Here is a 16,167-nt window from a genome sequence, read left to right as displayed (position 1 = left end):
TGTCAAACTGATTAAATCCGTTCAGTTGTGATCTACACGCACAAAAAAAGAAGCAACCATGTGCTTCTTTTTAAAATTCAATATTTTAGATTAGCTGTGACTGACTCGGCGCTTCTCAATTAATTTGCCAAAAAACAAACCAATTTCAAACAGCATCCACATCGGAATGGCAAGCATGATCATCGATAAAGCGTCTGGCGGTGTGACAAACATGGCCACAAAAAAACAGCCAACAATAATAAAGCGACGTTTTTCAACCAAAGTTTGCGTAGACACGACACCAATCATAATCAGCAAAAGTGTGACAATTGGAATCTCAAAGGTAAAACCAAAAACCAAAAACAGCTTCAAACAAAACGTAAGATAGCTATTAATGTCGGTCATCGGGGCGACTGTTTCAGGGGAAACGCTAATGAAAAAGTGCAGAATGGATGGCAAGGCGACAAAGTAAGCAAAGCTAATTCCGATATAGAACAAGCAAATACTGCCGATCAGCAAAGGCAGCGCCAAACTTTTTTCTTTTTCATATAACGCTGGTTTTACGAATGCCCAAATCTGATACAAAATAAATGGCATCGCAATGAACAGCGCGACAAAAAAGTTTAGTTTAAACGGCGCCATAAAGGTTGCGGTAACATCAGTCGCAATCATGGTTGATGTATGTGGCAACTGTGCACGTAATGGTTCCGACAATACTTGATAAGTTTTATTGGCAAAGGGCAATAAACAGAAGAATAAGGCAAGAATAAGCCCTACAATTTTAAAAAGATGATTACGCAGCACCATCAAGTGCTTGGTAATTGGCATTTCTTCTAATGCGGCTTGCTCTGCCTTCACAGGCAAATGCGAAAGCTCAGAAGCGTTTGATTGGCTCATACTGCAACCTTCATTTCAGTATAGGGCGCTGTAGTATGTTGTAGCGCAGATAAATTTGAATGTGATGTCATTTTAGTTTTAGGGAGTAACACAGCAGAGGTTTTTTCAGTATTTAAAACCAAGGTGTAATGATGCTGTTGTAAGGTATTTTTTGATACGGCATGCGGGGAATGTGTGCTTTTTGCAGTTATATCTTCAAATATTTTTTCTTGCTGCATTTCATGCATTTGTGCTTGCATCTTTGCTTCAAGTTCCTGAATACGCGCCATTTCTTGCTGCATTTGCTCGCGTAATTCAGATAAACGCAATTCGCGGTCAATGTCATTTTGAACATTACTGACCATACGTTTAATTTTAGCGTACCACTTGCCGACAAAACGCGCTGCTTCAGGGAGTTTTTCAGGACCCAGCACCAATAATGCAATGATGCCGAAAATCAGCAGTTCCGTCATTCCAATATTGAGCATAATCTCAAACCCTCAGCCTTAGTGTTTTACTGTCGAATTGACATCACTGCTATTGGCTTGATGTTCAATCGTACGAGGTTCTTTCAGTTGAGCGGCTTCTGCCTCATCATCTTTTATTGATTTTTTAAAATCTTTGACCGCGCCACCTACATCTTTACCTAAGTTTTTAAGCTTAGATGTACCAAATAATAAAATGACCACAATTGCAAAAATCAGCACGTGCCAAATAGATAATCCTGCCATGATTTAGACCTCTCAATAGTTGAGCCTATCTCAACAGGTCTGTATGACAATGCGGTGACGAATGTGTTGCGATTTAAAGACAGGGGATTAAAGAATATAAATTTGGAAAAAGAAACAGCCTGTACATGACCGCAGGCTGTTGTATTTGAGCAATTAAGATTCGACTTAATAGATGTTCATGCAATTAAGCTTGTAGGCTATCTTTAAACAGTTGCATCGCCTGACCACGGTGACTGATTTTATTCTTTTCTGCTTTCGACATTTCTGCGCTCGACACTCCCAATTCAGGCAACCAAAAGAGCGGGTCATAGCCAAAACCATTTTCACCACGAGCTTCTGCTAAAATCTCGCCTTTCCAAATCCCCTGAAATATTTTAGGGAGTGGATCATCGGCATGTTCAACCAAAGCCAAAACACAAACAAACATACCTTCAATGGCTGCGCCGTCTTGACGTAGTGGTTTGAGTTTATTGAGCAGTTTTTCATTGTTGGCTGCATCATTGCCATGTTCGCCTGCAAAACGTGCAGAATAAATCCCCGGTGCGCCGCCTAAAATAGGCACACATAAACCAGAGTCATCTGCAATGGCAGGCTTTCCTGAAATTTTTGCGGCATGGCGTGCTTTTAAAATGGCATTTTCAACAAAGCTCAAACCATCTTCAACAGCATCTTCAATATTCAATTGACCTTGCGGAATCACTTGCACAGGCAAGTCTAATTGCGCAAACAGGGTTTCAAATTCTGCAATTTTGCCTTTGTTGTTGCTTGCTAAAACCAAAGTGCCTTGAGCGCGCCAATCAGTTGCAGTCATAATTTAGATCTAAATTGAAAACAATAGGGCATATTTTAACGGATTTTTCAGATTTAAAAGGTTAATCTTGCATAGATTTATTTTTAAAAAGTAGAAGGGGGTAAGTGTGAGCAAGATTTCAGAACTATATCGTGATTCAAGTCAGCATCGCGCATTACTTCAGCAAAGTGAGCGTTGTGGTTGCTTTTATTGTCTTGAAATTTTTAACTATAGTGAAATTGAAGAGTGGTGTGATGACGAGCAAACGGCTATTTGCCCGCATTGTGGTATAGACGCCGTATTGGGTTCTGCATCGGTAGAAGCATTAACCCCTGAACTGCTAAAGGCCATGCATCGTGCTTATTTTGAATAAAATATAAAAGCACCCGAAGGTGCTTTTAATGAAATTAAACGCGGTTAGATTTATTGCGCTTGAATCCACTTGTCAGCACGGTCACGTGCTTGACGAATTTGTTCTTGAGTCAAGTTCGCTGCCAATGCAGTTTTCTTACCTTCAGACAGAGAAATCACTTTGTTATCGAGCATGCCATCACGGGTAGATAATTCATACCACTGATATGCACCCATATAGTTTTTCTTTTGCTCTTCCATCATGGCAAGGTTAAAGCTTGCGCGGTTGTCGCCACGACTGGCTGCTTTTTCAAAATATTGACGCGCCAAGACTTCGTCTTTTTTCGTGCCAATGCCATCTGCCAACATACGGCCTACATTCAATTGTGCTGCAGATAAACCTTGATCTGCCGCAGCTTTGTACCAAGCAAACGCTTGACGGCTGTCTTGCTGTACGTCTTTACCTTGTTGATATTTAGTCGCTAAGTAAAATTGTGCGCCTGCTTGACCTGCTTTGGCTGCTTTCGTTAAGCCGTTAATATCCATCACAGAATATTGTGCTGCTTGGCTTGCTACAGAAGATGGTGGAACATAATCTGCATGGGCTTGAATGCTCAACAGTCCAACCAATAGCGTGATGCTTAATAATAGTTTTTTCATAGAGCGCTCACTCGATAAATTGCGACTTCACCAAACAGATTAGGCAGATGTTTACTGAGTAAACTATCTTGTTGATTCCCATTCACGGCAAGTCGGTTAATAATTCGAATATTATTTTCGGCACAAAGTGCTTCAAAATCACGAAACGTACATAAATGAATATTCGGGGTGTTATACCACATATATGGCAATGCTTCTGAAACAGGCATTTTCCCTTTTAAGGCAAGAAAAGAACGAGTCTTCCAATGCGCAAAGTTTGGAAAGGTAATAATTGCCTGTTTACCCACACGTACCATATCTCTTAATAATACGTCAGGTGCATCTACTGCTTGCAAGGCTTGTGCCATGACCACATAGTCAAAAGACTGGTCAGCAAAACGGCTTAGCCCCAAATTCAAGTCTTGTTGGATGATATTTAACCCGCGACTGATCGCAATTGCAATCTTTTCTTGATCAATTTCTAATCCGTAGGCACGAATATTGTGCTGTTTGCTCATGTGAGCCAACAGTTCGCCATCGCCACAACCTAAATCGAGTACTTTAGAATTCGGTTTAATCCACTTTTCGGCAAGTTGCTGATCAAGACGCATTACACGGCCTCCTGTGGGGTTGCTTGAAGATGTTCTGTACCACCCAAGAATGCACGCATGGCTTTTACATACAGTGGAATTGGAAACAAGAAGGAGTCATGTCCTTGTTCGGCATCAATATCTAAATAGCTGACAGGCTTATGATTGCTGATTAAAGCATCTACAATTTCCTGCGAACGGTCAGGGCTAAAACGCCAGTCAGTGGTAAAAGACACCACTAAAAATTTGCACTTGGTATTGGCCATGGCTTGTTGCAAGGACTGTTCATATTCACGTGCAGGATCAAAATAATCGAGTGCCTTGGTCATAATTAAATAAGTATTGGCATCAAAATTACGGCTAAATTGTTCGCCCTGATAGCGTAAATAGCTTTCGACCTGAAACTCGACATCAAAGCCATACATAAACTTGCCAGATTTTAAGTCACGACCAAATTTCTGTTTCATGGCTTCTTCAGACAAATAAGTGATGTGTCCAACCATGCGCGCCAAAATCAATCCACGTTTTGGATAGCTGTCATGTTCCAAATAACGCCCATGATGAAAATCTGGGTCAGATAAAATCGACTGACGCGCGACTTCGTTAAAAGCAATATTTTGTGCGGAGAGTTTTGGTGCACTGGCAATAATGACGCATTTTTTCAGACGATCAGGATAATCAACCGACCATTGCAAAGCCTGCATGCCACCTAAAGAGCCGCCAATAATTGAATACCAAACCTCAATGCCTAAACGGTCAGACAGCATGGCTTGGGTTTTGACCCAATCTCGCACCGTCACTAAAGGGAAGTCAGGGCCATAAGGACGGTTGTCATTTTCAGGGTTGGGTGATGTGGGCCCCGTAGAGCCGTTGCAGCCACCAATATTGTTTAAGGCCACCACAAAAAAGTGGTTGGTATCAATGGCTTTTCCTGGGCCAATACAGGCATCCCACCAGCCTGCTTTTTTATCGTCGGCATGATGATAACCTGCAGCGTGATGATGCCCTGATAGTGCGTGACAGATTAGAATCGCATTGGATTTATCGGCATTGAGTGTGCCATAAGTTTCGACCATGAGTTCAAAGCGGGGCAGAACACGACCACATTCGAGTTCTAAAGGTTCTTCAAATTGGAATTTTTTTGGAACAACAATGCCTACTGAGTCAGCTGGAAAAGACACGGGAATAATTCGCCTTAAATCCTGAGGATGAATAAATAAAAGGATACCACTTGGGGTATCCTTTTCAAAATGCTTTTACATGTTAGCGCAAGATTATACTGCTGCTGCAACCACTTGATCTGTGCTTAACACACCTTGTTCAATCAAGCGGTTGGTGCAGGCAATAATTGCATCAATAGATGAGGTCACGATGTTGTCATGTACCCCTGCACCAAAGGCAGATTTACCTGTGCCTTTCACTTGCAATTCAATTAAAGCCAACGCTTTTGCATGTGCGCCCGAGCTAATGCTGCGCTCTTCATAGTTCAAGACATCAATTGGCAATTGCAATGCATTCAAAATTGCTGAAATTGGACCATTGCCTTCGCCGCGTAAGCGTTGCGTTTCGCCGTTTACCACAACATCTAGTTCAATGACTTGATTGCCATTTTCATCAGACAATTTGTAGTTTTGCGTTGCATATTGCGCATCTTTTACCGCAACGTAAGTTTCTTTAAACAAGTTCCAGATTTCGCTTGCGCTAATTTCTGTACCTTGTTCATCGGTACGTTGTTGCACAATTTGCGAGAATTCGATTTGTAAACGACGCGGCAAAGTCACGTTGTAGTTCGATTCTAACAAGTAAGCAATACCGCCTTTACCCGATTGTGAGTTGACACGAATCACTGCGTCATAGTCACGACCTAAATCTTTCGGGTCAATTGGTAAGTAAGGCATATCCCAAATTTCTTCGTTTTTCTGGAACTCAAAACCTTTCTTAATTGCGTCTTGGTGTGAACCAGAGAATGCAGTAAAGACTAAGTCACCTGCGTACGGATGACGAGGGTGTACTGGCAAGCCTGTGCATTCTTCAACTGTTGCAATAATTTCGTTGATGTTTGAGAAATCCAACTCAGGTGCAACACCTTGGGTGTACATGTTCAAGGCAATTGCCGCAACGTCTACGTTACCTGTGCGCTCACCGTTACCAAATACACAACCTTCTACACGGTCTGCACCCGCCATGATGGCCAATTCAGAAGCGGCAATACCACAACCACGGTCATTGTGACAGTGTACTGAAATGATCACGCCATCACGACGCTCAATATTACGGTGCATCCATTCAACTTGGTCTGCATACACGTTTGGTGTAGACACTTCCACTGTTGCAGGCAAGTTTAAAATCACTTTATTGGTTGGCGATGCTTCCCAAATTTCAGTTACCGCATCACATACATCTTTAGCCACTTCTAATTCAGTTGCAGTAAAACATTCTGGGCTGTACTGGAATACCCACTCAGTTTCAGGTTGCTTCGCTGCATATTCTTTTACTTTGCTAGCTGCATTAATGGCCAATTGTTTGGTACCCGCAACATCTACATTTAAGACTTTGTTGCGGAAGGTAGGCGAGTTGGCATTATAAATATGCACAATTGCACGTTTTGCACCTTGTAAAGATTCAAAAGTACGTGCGATTAAATGGTCACGTGCTTGTACCAATACTTCAATATACACGTCATCTGGAATATGACCTTCTTCAATCAATTTACGTGTGAAATCGAAGTCAACTTGAGATGCCGATGGGAAACCAATTTCGATGTGTTTAAAACCAATTTTCACAAGCATTTGGAACATTTTGAATTTTTGTTCAATGTTCATTGGCTCAAAGATCGCTTGGTTGCCGTCACGTAGGTCGGTACTCATCCAGATTGGCGCTTTGGTAATTTCGTTATTTGGCCATTGGCGGTCTGGTAAGTCGACACGCTGGTACATACGACGGTATTTTTTACTTGGATCTGCCAACATCATGTGAAAACTCCTTGAATAGTAGCGGTTGCATCGGTCGTGGATAACGGCAACTTACTATAAATATAGATTGTGTCTATTCTATCAATTTACAAGCTGATTTCAGGAGGCTATCGCTAAAAGTAGAATCATGGCACTTGTAAACCAATATCTGTATCTTAATTGATCTGCAAGGGTAATAATTCCCTGTTTTTTACAAATATAGCCTTAGCTGTGAAAATTTTTTCTGTTATTTGTTTTATTTCTGATAAATGTAACTGTTGTTAATCTGTTCGATGCAGTTTGTTCCCATAAGTGCCATACTCACTTCAAATTCTTCTTTTAACAACTTGATGCTATGCGCTGCCCCTAGCGCGCCTGCAACTGCCAAGCCATAAATATATGGCCGTCCAATTAATACTGCATTTGCCCCTAAGGCCAGTGCTTTAAAAATATCTGTGCCACGACGAATACCACTGTCCAATAAAATGGGGAAATCTTGCGGTAAAATTTTTCGCAGCGTGCCTAAAATTTGAATTGGGCTGACTGCGGTATCTAAGATTCGACCACCATGATTAGACACAATAATCCCGTGTACGCCGTACTGATACGCCTGCTGCGCATCGGCAGGATGTAGAATACCTTTGAGTAAAATAGGCAGCGGGCTGTGTTGGACTAGCCAAGCAATATCTTCCCATGTGGCAGCCTGCTGCATCAATCCATCAAAAAGAGGATGCTGATTGTCTTTGAGGGTTGCTGTACTCACAGGATGATGATGCACTGCCCGAATATGTGCAGGTAATTGAAAATAAGCGCGACGTTCACGATCCCGAATGCCCATGTGTGGTGCATCAACCGTGAGTACAATGGCTTGAAAAGCATGATATTGAGCTTGAAAAATCAAATCCAAAGCGGCTTTACGACTGCCTTGCCAATACAGTTGAAACCATTTTGGCGCAGATGAAACCTGATCAAGCGTTGCCATTGAGGTGGTGCTTAAATGGCTGAGAATCATAGGCGCTTGCATAGCGGAAGCTGCTTGCGCTGTGGCAACTTCCCCCTGCGGATGAAACAGTTGTTGATAAGCTACGGGAGCTAAAAAAATTGGGTGGGGATAGTGTTCGCCTAAAAGTTGAATCTGCGTATTGGCATCTTTAAAAGAATTTAAGTGACGTGGTAATAATTGAATATTGGCAAAAGCAGTTCGGTTATTATTTAGACTATATTCATCACCCGCAGCGCCTTCTAAATTGGCCCAAGTGGCTGCATCTAAGTGTAGTTTCGCCTGTTTTTGATAGTCGGCAATGGTGTGTAAGTGTGGCGGAATATGGTTTAAGGCTGCCAATGGTGCGGTATTCATAACTGACTCCATTGACGAATCAGATTGTGATAGTGCGCAGTCAGTGCCAATACTTCTGCTGTATCTCCAAGTTGTTGACGCAATTGCAAAATAGTCATATCTAAATTGAACAGCATACTGCGTTGCCAATCATCTTTAACCATACTTTGACACCATGTAAACGCTGCAATTCTTTGACCTGCTGTAACAGGTTCGACCCGATGTAAACTGGTAGCAGGGTACACGATGGCATCACCTGCACCGAGTTTGACTTCATGACTGCCGTAATTGTCTTCAATAATCAGTTCACCGCCCTGATATTCTTCAGGCTCACTTAAAAACAGGGTCATAGACACATCTGTGCGAATCGGACGTTGAACCTGTGCGCAATATTGCACGGCATTATCAACATGATTGCCATAGGTTGCTGTGTTTTGATAACAATTGAACATCGGCTGGAGGATATGCAAAGGGAGCGCGAACGACTGTAATAAAGTCTGCTGTTTCAGTGCGCTGAGGATGTCTTGTGACAGTGTTGCATAGCTCGGATGTTGCAGGTCAAACTGCAAATTCTGTTTAATTTTCTGTGCTTGAGCCCCTGCACTGAGTTGACCATTTTGCCATGCAGATGCGGTGTCCAATTCAGCACGAATTCGTTGGACTTGCACTTTGCTGAGGACTTCTGGAATGTGAAGCATCATACCGATTCTTCCTGAAAAAGTTTGAATTCAAACTGCTGAACATTCTACAGCGTTGTTCGGCATGCAAAGTTCGAGCAATAGATGGTATGAAAAATAATCTATCGCTCGAATCTAAATCTGTAGCCTGTTTTAAGCTGGCTACTACAGATTTGCTATAACTTAGAACTTGTAGTTTAAGCTGATTGCTGCCGAGCGTGGCTGCCCAAGCACGACGCGACCACCACCATTGTTTAGCGTGCTGATGTATTCTTTATCGGCAAGGTTATAAAGGTTTAAATTTAACGAGGCATTTTTGTTGAAGTTGTAGCCTGCCAATGCATCAAACACGACATAGCCTGGAATATTTGGCATGTTGGCTGGTGCGTTGCTGCCAGTCACAACACGTTTTTGTTCATCGACATAACGCGCGCCCAAACCTAATTTAAAGCCCGCCCAGTCGTAGGTTGACCATAAACTTGCAGTCCATTCAGGCGACCAACGTTCCGATAAGGTTGTGGCACTCGATGAACGTTGATTCAGTTGTTTCACTTTCATGTGCGCAACGCCTGCAGACAAATTCCAGTTTTCGGTCATTTGACCAACGGCACTCAACTCAATGCCATCGACCCGTTTTTTACCCTCTTGTACAGCAAGCTGAGAAATTGGATCTATAGTCGATTGATTTTCATTTTCTGTACGATACGCTGCAGCAGCCAAAGCCAGCTTGCCTTGGAGTAACTCCCATTTACTGCCTAATTCATAGTGATGGGTTTCTTGAGGCTTTGCATTGATTGCGTCATTGCCCGATTCAGACAGGCTAAAGTTGGCGCTGCCGGGCGGAGTCAGCGATTTTGCATATGCAGCGTAAATGCTGCTATTTAACGTAGGCTTATACACAGCGCCAAGTTTCCAGCTAAACAGCGTATCGTGGGTGCTCAGATCTGTGGCCACCAAAGCATTTCCCCCACGTGGCAGAGTAAGCCCTTGATAATCGGTTTCATAATAATCGACCCGTACACCACCATTCAGTTGAAAACGCTCCCCAAATTTTAGAGTATCAAATAAATATGCGGCTGCCGTTTGGGTTTCACCATCGGTATAACCACCATTGTAAATTAGCTGCGGCATGGCTTGATTTCGGTCTGGGTGATAAAGATTGGCCCACGGTGTATCGGCAGTGGCTTCGCCAGGCATCTGGGTTGCCATGAGTTTGCTAGATTGCTGTTCTTTTAAAAACTCCATGCCTGCAACAACATCATGCTGTACTGCGCCCGTTTTGACACTCCAGTTTAAAGTGCTTTGATTGGCCAGAATTTTATTTTCTTGATCAATGCCTTGACGGGAGCGATTCACTTCCCATTGTGCAGGGTCAGGTGAACCATTGGTTCTTAAACCATTTGCACCTGTATTGATGCCTGTCAGCACCCGATTCATGTGGGTTTTGCCTACACGGGTGATATTGGTCAGTTTGAGTTGATCGGTTAAATCACTTTCAATTTTTGCGGTGAACATATCAGCATCGACATCTTCATAGTCATTGACATGGCCATAAAAATTCTCCCGATTGACTTTAGGTGCAGTAGCTAACAGTGAATCTGAGTTATAAAAGCCCTTCATGCCGATTGTTGGAATGCCACCATCTGGAATATTGCGTTGTCTGATGTGTTGAGAATATAAATATAAACGTGTGGCAGTGTTTAATCCGAAAGCAATAGAAGGGGCGATGGCATAACTATTGTTTTCAATATAGTCGCGTCCTTCTACACCGCCTTCTTGCCCCATCACATTCAGGCGAAACGCCGTATTGGGGTTGATGACTTGGTTAATGTCTGCAGAGAGTCGGGCATGTTCTGCGGTGTTATAGCTGGCAGAAATTTCCTGACGGTTTTCACTTTGCGGTAATTTGCTGACCAAATTGATATAACCCGAAGCCGCACCACGACCCGCTTCTGAACCCGATGGGCCTTTGACAACTTCAATTTGATCAATGTTAAATACATCACGGCTGATTGCGCCTAAATCTCGGACACCATCAACATAGGTCGATGTTTGGGTGGAAAAACCACGCATTTGAAAGGCATCGCCAGCACTAGTATTGCCATTTTCACCAAGTTGTAGAGTAATGCCTGGGGTGTTACGCAAGGCTTCAACTAACGAGGTTGCACCTTGCTCCTGTAAGATTTCTTTTTTAATTACAGATATGGTTTGTGCAGTATCGAGTAAAGGCTGTGTGTATTTTGCGGAACTTAAACTGTCTGCCTTGTATTTGCTTTCCGCTTCAGATTTAACCGTAATAGTGGGTAAGTGGGTGACGTCATCTTCAGGGTTTGCTGCATGAGCAAGTAGTGGAAGAGAGGCGGCTAAAGCCATCAGTTGCGCAGAGCGGTTGTGTTTGCGACTTTTGATCTGTGCCATTTATGGTATTTCCCTAAATGTAAACCAACACGAGGTCATGCTTTATTCAGCGTTTTTAGCTCAAAATGAATAAAGTGTGAAGTTATTGTTATGACGTCTATAACAAGTGTTGCTAATTGTATTGAGAATCATTATCAATAACAATGTGCGGAGTGGTGTTTTCTTTAATTCTTATTTGAAAATAATAATCATTATCAATATTTTTATTTAATAAAACGATGTAAACGTGAAAGGCTTGGGGGGAGACTAGAAAACCCTGCCGAAGCAGGGTTTGAGATGAAGTTTTAAGACTTAGAAGTCATAAGAAACAGAGAGCCAGTAGTTACGGCCTGCTAAATATGTACCTTCAGAACTGCGTCCGATAGATAGATATTTATATGCCTGTTGTGTATCACCATTGATATCGATGTAATCCATATTTTGGGTAAAGTCTTTATCTAGTAAGTTGTTTACTGCAGCATTAATACGAATGTGATCGTTAAATTGATAGCTTGTGCCTAAGTTAAAGAGGTTATACCCAGAGAACTCATTATTTGTTTGTACTTCAATGCTTTGTGAGCCGGCATCTGTTGGTTTGGCAGTAAAGCGAGGGCGACCAGATTGGTACTCATGTTGTAACCAAATATCAAATACATCATTAATATGCCAAGTTGAAGTCAAGTTAAGTAAATGTTTAGCAGTTGATTCTAAAGCATACCCTTTATCATCACCTTTGGTGATTTCTGATTCTGTAAAGGTGTAGGAGGCTTTGATATCCCATTCTGGGATAATTTGGTACTGCAATGAAGTTTCTAATCCGTAAATTTCCGCTTCATCAGCATTAAAGCTTTTACTAAAAGAGGTAACTTTGTTGCTGAAGTTAGAACAGTCATTGGTTTGACAGCTAAAGGTTTTAGAAATAATTTTATCTTCAACTTGGTTGAAGAATGCTGTTGCCGTTAAATTTAAAGCATCAGTCGGTTGATAATTAAAACCAAGTTCATAGTTGACTGAAGTTTCTGGATCTAGATCAGGATTTCCGAGACTTGGTGTTGCACCTTGTCCACTATAACCATTGATACCGTTATACAAATCTTTGGCTGATGGAGTTTTATAGCCTGTGCTGACGCCTCCTTTAATCGTTAAGTCATCGGTTGTATTCCATACCAAATATGCGCGCGGGCTAAACTGTCCGCCGAAACCGCTGTGATCCTCAAAGCGTCCACCAAAGGTGAAATAAAGATTATCTCTTAATTGCCATTCATCTTCAGCATAGAGTGACCATGTATCTTGAGTAAATTCTTTTCCAATACCTGCGATATCATCGGCAATAGTCGTGTCTTTATACTCGGTACCAATAGTCAGTTTGTGATTTGCAATTGGTGCGACTAAGTGTGAATCTATAACTAAATCAGTATTTTCTAATTTACGCGGTTGTCCTGCCAATGCGGGAAATGCATCTGTTGGAATGGTGCGTCCTTTGGTTTCAGTCGTATTGTGGCTGATATAAGTTTTCCATAAACCGAAGTCATATTGTCCATCATGACCTGCAGCAATTTGAACTCTATTAAATTCAAGCTCATCTTTATATCCAGCAATGCCACCACGTGAAATAAAGTTACCTAAACGTTGATCAGAGTTATCATATTTTTGTGTTGATGAAAAACCATCTACCCAAAAAGAGTTTTGATCATCCAGTTTAAAGTCTAATTTCGCGCCAACATCATAGTTATCTGCTTTGTTTGGACGAGGATCACGACCAGTAGATCCATCAACAATACGCTCTGAACGTTGACGGTCTAAATAACTACCACGTAGTTGTAAGCCTAAACGGTCGTTGATCAGTGGGCCATTGACGACAAAACTGGTTTTCCATGAATCGGCTTCGGCATTGTTTTCCATCACATTACCGCTGATAGTAACATTACCATTCCATTCATCTGACACTTTTTTGGTAATGATATTAATCACACCGCCCATTGCCTCTGAGCCGTAGCGCGTCGCCATAGGGCCACGAATTACTTCAATGCGTTCAATTGCGGCAAGTGGTGGCAAAAATCCATTTGATGTTTCACCAAAACCATTCGGGGTGACATCTGAAGATGTACTTTGACGACGTCCATCAATTAGAATCAGGCTGTAATCATTTCCAAGCCCACGCATTTTCACATTTAGCCCCGACGTTTTACCTACGCCTGAGCGAATATCAATTCCAGGTACATCGGCCAATAAATCAGCAATACTGGTCGCATTTTTCTTTTCAATATCTTCTTTTGTTACTACACTTATAGATGCGGGTGCATTTTTTAGCTCTTGTTCAAAACCTGCCGCTGAAACCACAATTGTGGAAAGTTGGTGGGTTGAAGTCGCATCGGTAGAGGTATTTGCGAAAACTGAAGTAGATGCTGCCCCAAGTAATGCAAGACACAGCGGGTGTAGGTTGAACTTAGCCATAAAAATAAAATCTCTAATAATGAATCAATGATGCCAATTGGACCTATATGGTAATTAGAATCATTCATGCAGAATTTGACTAATAATAATGATAAGGATTCTTATTTACAACAAGAAATATACACAAAGTTGAAAATTTATAGAAAATAGCTCGCGAATTAAATAAAATTCATTCGAGATCAGAACGTATTTTGTATATCCTTAAATGTTGTCATATAATGTGGCACTTTTTTATAAACTGTTATTACTAACTATATCGAGGAAGCCATGCAAGTAACTTCTGAAGCGGTTTCGGGCGTTGCCCGTCGTTTAAATGTATCTGTACCGACGAGCCGTATTAACGAGCAGTTTGAAGCTCGCTTGAAACGCACTGCCAAAACTGTGAAGATCAACGGCTTCCGTCCAGGTAAAGTGCCTGTAAACGTTGTTCGTCGTGAATACGGTGCGGGTATTTATCAAGAAGTGGTGAACGACATTATTCGTGACACCGTTTTTGAAGCAATCCAACAAGAAAAAATCAACGCTGTTGGTATGCCAAACATCGAAAAAACTGAAATGAAAGACGACGCTTTAGTTTACGAAGCGACTGTTGAAGTTTATCCAGAAGTTGAAGTGAAATTTGACGGTTTGGAAGTTGAACGCAAGTCTTCTGAAGTAAATGATAGCGATGTTGAACAAATGCTTGAAAACCTTCAAAAGCAACGTGCTTCTTGGGTTGAAACCAAAGGCATGGCGAAAAAAGACATGCAAGTGACTTTTGACTTTGAAGGCACTGTAGATGGCGAGAAGTTTGAAGGCGGTGAAGCTGAAGACTTTAAACTGGTACTTGGTTCTGGTCGCATGATTCCTGGTTTTGAAGATGGTATCGTGGGCATGAAAAAAGGCGAAGAGAAAGTGATTGATGTAACTTTCCCTGAAGACTACCAAGCAGCGAACCTTGCAGGTAAAGCAGCACAATTCAAAATCACATTGAAGCTGGTTGAAAAGCAAAAACTTCCAGAAATTGATGCTGAATTCCTACAAATCTTCGGTATTTCTGAAGAAGAAGGCGTAGAAAAGTTAAAAGCTGACGTTCGTAAAAACATGGAACGTGAAGTGAAAAACGGTTTACGTAACCAAGTAAAAGGCGCAACTTTTGATGCACTCGTTGCGGCAAACGAAGTTGAAATTCCGTCTGCAATGGTTGCTCAAGAAATTGACCGTCAACGTCAACAAATGATTCAGCAATTCACACAACAGTTTGGTGCGCAAGGTGCAAAAGCATTTGACTCAAGCATGCTTCCAGATGAATTGTTCAAAGAACAAGCTGAAAAATCTGTAAAACTTGGCGTATTGGTTAGCAAAGTATTAGAAAATGCTAAACTTGAAGTAGATCAAGCGCGTGTAGATGCTTACATCGAAGACATGGCTTCTTCTTATGAAGATCCAAGCGAAGTGATTGAATACTTCAAAAACGACAAACAACAACGTTCACAAATTGAAGCTGTTGTTTTAGAAGACCAGGTTGTAGATCACATCTTAGCTTCTGCAAAAGTAACAGATACAACTGTAAGCTATGAAGACTTATTGAAAGAGCAGCAAGCTCGTCAACAAGGCTAATTGGCTTTAGGTAAAAAAGGCGCTTCGTGCGCCTTTTTTATTGCATCGCAGTTTTTGGATTTTTCACAGATCGACAACATTTAACTCAAAATATCTACGATTTAAGCTGTGAATATTTTGCAATTTAGACAATTATCCCTCATATTGTGAACATGAGTCGTGTCACAAGAATTTAGGAATAAATAACCATATGTATGTTCCAACAATTGAAAATGCTTTAGTACCCATGGTGGTTGAACAATCCTCTCGTGGTGAGCGTTCTTTTGATATTTATTCACGTCTTTTACGTGAACGTGTCATTTTTTTGACGGGTGAAGTCGAAGATAATATGGCCAACTTAATCGTGGCGCAGATGTTGTTTTTAGAAGCAGAAAACCCAGATAAAGATATTCACCTATACATTAACTCACCAGGCGGTTCAGTGACTGCAGGTATGGCAATTTACGATACCATGCAATTTATTAAGCCTGATGTTGTGACTTACTGTATGGGACAAGCAGCATCTATGGGTGCTTTTCTGCTCAACGCAGGTGCAAAAGGTAAGCGTTACTGTCTTGAAAATGCGCGTGTCATGATTCACCAGCCACTTGGTGGTTTCCGTGGTCAGGCATCTGATATTGAAATTCATGCACGTGAAATTCTATTCATTAAAGAGCGTTTAAACCGTTTAATGGCAGAACATAGTGGTCAGGACTATGAAACTGTCGCAAGAGATACCGACCGTGATAACTTCATGACTGCACAGGCGGCGAAGGAATACGGTCTTGTGGATGAAGTTTTAACAAAACGTCCATAAG

General features: G+C 41.6%; 15 protein-coding genes. 3 read left to right on the top strand and 12 right to left on the bottom strand.

The window, feature by feature from the left end; all coding sequences use genetic code 11:
- Positions 1-90: 90 nt before the first annotated feature.
- The 4 genes from tatC to rdgB all read right to left on the bottom strand — a co-directional run bounded on the left by tatC (position 91) and on the right by rdgB (position 2,397).
- Positions 91-876 carry a twin-arginine translocase subunit TatC gene (tatC, locus tag LZP46_RS12905; RefSeq protein WP_004974811.1) on the bottom strand — a complete coding sequence of 262 codons (786 nt, stop codon included), beginning with the start codon at positions 874-876 and terminating at the stop codon, positions 91-93.
- The gene (gene tatB / locus LZP46_RS12900; protein WP_167846331.1) at positions 873-1,343 is read right to left on the bottom strand and encodes a Sec-independent protein translocase protein TatB; all 471 of its coding nucleotides are present in this window, start codon (positions 1,341-1,343) and stop codon (positions 873-875) included. The genes tatC and tatB overlap by 4 nt, the downstream gene beginning before the upstream one ends.
- 18 nt (positions 1,344-1,361) lie before the next feature.
- A complete protein-coding gene (gene tatA / locus LZP46_RS12895; protein ID WP_004974820.1) occupies positions 1,362-1,586 on the bottom strand; it encodes a Sec-independent protein translocase subunit TatA in 225 nt (74 codons plus the stop codon).
- A 184-nt stretch (positions 1,587-1,770) separates the two neighbouring features.
- Positions 1,771-2,397, bottom strand: coding sequence for an RdgB/HAM1 family non-canonical purine NTP pyrophosphatase (gene rdgB, locus LZP46_RS12890; protein ID WP_236094040.1), 627 nt, complete (start codon positions 2,395-2,397; stop codon positions 1,771-1,773).
- A 106-nt stretch (positions 2,398-2,503) separates the two neighbouring features.
- Here rdgB and LZP46_RS12885 point away from each other — a divergent pair, with 106 nt between their 5' ends.
- The gene (locus LZP46_RS12885) at positions 2,504-2,749 is read left to right on the top strand and encodes a cytoplasmic protein (protein ID WP_236094039.1); all 246 of its coding nucleotides are present in this window, start codon (positions 2,504-2,506) and stop codon (positions 2,747-2,749) included.
- 50 nt (positions 2,750-2,799) lie between these two features.
- On the opposite strand, the gene LZP46_RS12880 is transcribed toward LZP46_RS12885, so the two are convergent.
- From LZP46_RS12880 to LZP46_RS12845, 8 genes are all read right to left on the bottom strand, one after another.
- Positions 2,800-3,387: a tetratricopeptide repeat protein gene (locus LZP46_RS12880; protein ID WP_236094038.1), complete on the bottom strand. Its 588-nt coding sequence runs from the start codon at positions 3,385-3,387 to the stop codon at positions 2,800-2,802.
- Positions 3,384-3,977: a methionine biosynthesis protein MetW gene (gene metW, locus LZP46_RS12875; RefSeq protein WP_168541521.1), complete on the bottom strand. Its 594-nt coding sequence runs from the start codon at positions 3,975-3,977 to the stop codon at positions 3,384-3,386. The genes LZP46_RS12880 and metW overlap by 4 nt, the downstream gene beginning before the upstream one ends.
- Positions 3,977-5,137 carry a homoserine O-succinyltransferase MetX gene (metX, locus tag LZP46_RS12870; RefSeq protein ID WP_236094037.1) on the bottom strand — a complete coding sequence of 387 codons (1,161 nt, stop codon included), beginning with the start codon at positions 5,135-5,137 and terminating at the stop codon, positions 3,977-3,979. The genes metW and metX overlap by 1 nt, the downstream gene beginning before the upstream one ends.
- A 93-nt stretch (positions 5,138-5,230) precedes the next feature.
- Complete coding sequence (gene leuA, locus LZP46_RS12865) at positions 5,231-6,928, bottom strand: 2-isopropylmalate synthase (protein WP_236094036.1); 1,698 nt, start codon at positions 6,926-6,928, stop codon at positions 5,231-5,233.
- Positions 6,929-7,163: 235 nt separating this feature from the next.
- Positions 7,164-8,264, bottom strand: coding sequence for an alpha-hydroxy acid oxidase (locus LZP46_RS12860; RefSeq protein WP_236094035.1), 1,101 nt, complete (start codon positions 8,262-8,264; stop codon positions 7,164-7,166).
- The gene (locus tag LZP46_RS12855) at positions 8,261-8,944 is read right to left on the bottom strand and encodes a Fe2+-dependent dioxygenase (protein WP_236094034.1); all 684 of its coding nucleotides are present in this window, start codon (positions 8,942-8,944) and stop codon (positions 8,261-8,263) included. Before LZP46_RS12855 ends, LZP46_RS12860 begins: the two co-directional genes overlap by 4 nt.
- Before the next feature lie 159 nt (positions 8,945-9,103).
- On the bottom strand, positions 9,104-11,338 hold the full coding sequence (locus LZP46_RS12850; RefSeq protein ID WP_236094033.1) for a catecholate siderophore receptor Fiu: 2,235 nt from the start codon (positions 11,336-11,338) through the stop codon (positions 9,104-9,106).
- A gap of 291 nt (positions 11,339-11,629) precedes the next feature.
- Complete coding sequence (locus LZP46_RS12845; RefSeq protein ID WP_236094032.1) at positions 11,630-13,771, bottom strand: TonB-dependent receptor domain-containing protein; 2,142 nt, start codon at positions 13,769-13,771, stop codon at positions 11,630-11,632.
- A gap of 267 nt (positions 13,772-14,038) precedes the next feature.
- Between LZP46_RS12845 and tig the strand changes: the two genes are divergently transcribed.
- Together tig and clpP are read left to right on the top strand one after the other, a co-directional pair.
- The gene (gene tig / locus LZP46_RS12840; RefSeq protein WP_180158772.1) at positions 14,039-15,370 is read left to right on the top strand and encodes a trigger factor; all 1,332 of its coding nucleotides are present in this window, start codon (positions 14,039-14,041) and stop codon (positions 15,368-15,370) included.
- Positions 15,371-15,560: 190 nt separating this feature from the next.
- Complete coding sequence (clpP, locus tag LZP46_RS12835) at positions 15,561-16,166, top strand: ATP-dependent Clp endopeptidase proteolytic subunit ClpP (RefSeq protein WP_004974855.1); 606 nt, start codon at positions 15,561-15,563, stop codon at positions 16,164-16,166.
- Position 16,167: the final 1 nt, after the last annotated feature.

This window comes from Acinetobacter sp. SCLZS86, from assembly GCF_021560715.1.
GTDB lineage: Bacteria > Pseudomonadota > Gammaproteobacteria > Pseudomonadales > Moraxellaceae > Acinetobacter > Acinetobacter towneri_A.
This window is presented reverse-complemented; position numbering and strand designations above follow the sequence as displayed.

Excerpts from the sequence above, each read along its gene's own strand:
- LZP46_RS12860 (WP_236094035.1), bottom strand. The coding sequence starts at position 8,264 with ATGAATACCGCACCATTGGCAGCCTTAAACCATATTCCGCCACACTTA.
- leuA (WP_236094036.1), bottom strand. The coding sequence starts at position 6,928 with ATGATGTTGGCAGATCCAAGTAAAAAATACCGTCGTATGTACCAGCGT.
- clpP (WP_004974855.1), top strand. The coding sequence starts at position 15,561 with ATGTATGTTCCAACAATTGAAAATGCTTTAGTACCCATGGTGGTTGAA.
- tig (WP_180158772.1), top strand. The coding sequence starts at position 14,039 with ATGCAAGTAACTTCTGAAGCGGTTTCGGGCGTTGCCCGTCGTTTAAAT.
- LZP46_RS12880 (WP_236094038.1), bottom strand. The coding sequence starts at position 3,387 with ATGAAAAAACTATTATTAAGCATCACGCTATTGGTTGGACTGTTGAGC.
- tatB (WP_167846331.1), bottom strand. The coding sequence starts at position 1,343 with ATGCTCAATATTGGAATGACGGAACTGCTGATTTTCGGCATCATTGCA.
- rdgB (WP_236094040.1), bottom strand. The coding sequence starts at position 2,397 with ATGACTGCAACTGATTGGCGCGCTCAAGGCACTTTGGTTTTAGCAAGC.
- LZP46_RS12855 (WP_236094034.1), bottom strand. The coding sequence starts at position 8,944 with ATGATGCTTCACATTCCAGAAGTCCTCAGCAAAGTGCAAGTCCAACGA.
- LZP46_RS12845 (WP_236094032.1), bottom strand. The coding sequence starts at position 13,771 with ATGGCTAAGTTCAACCTACACCCGCTGTGTCTTGCATTACTTGGGGCA.
- tatA (WP_004974820.1), bottom strand. The coding sequence starts at position 1,586 with ATGGCAGGATTATCTATTTGGCACGTGCTGATTTTTGCAATTGTGGTC.
- metW (WP_168541521.1), bottom strand. The coding sequence starts at position 3,977 with ATGCGTCTTGATCAGCAACTTGCCGAAAAGTGGATTAAACCGAATTCT.
- tatC (WP_004974811.1), bottom strand. The coding sequence starts at position 876 with ATGAGCCAATCAAACGCTTCTGAGCTTTCGCATTTGCCTGTGAAGGCA.
- LZP46_RS12850 (WP_236094033.1), bottom strand. The coding sequence starts at position 11,338 with ATGGCACAGATCAAAAGTCGCAAACACAACCGCTCTGCGCAACTGATG.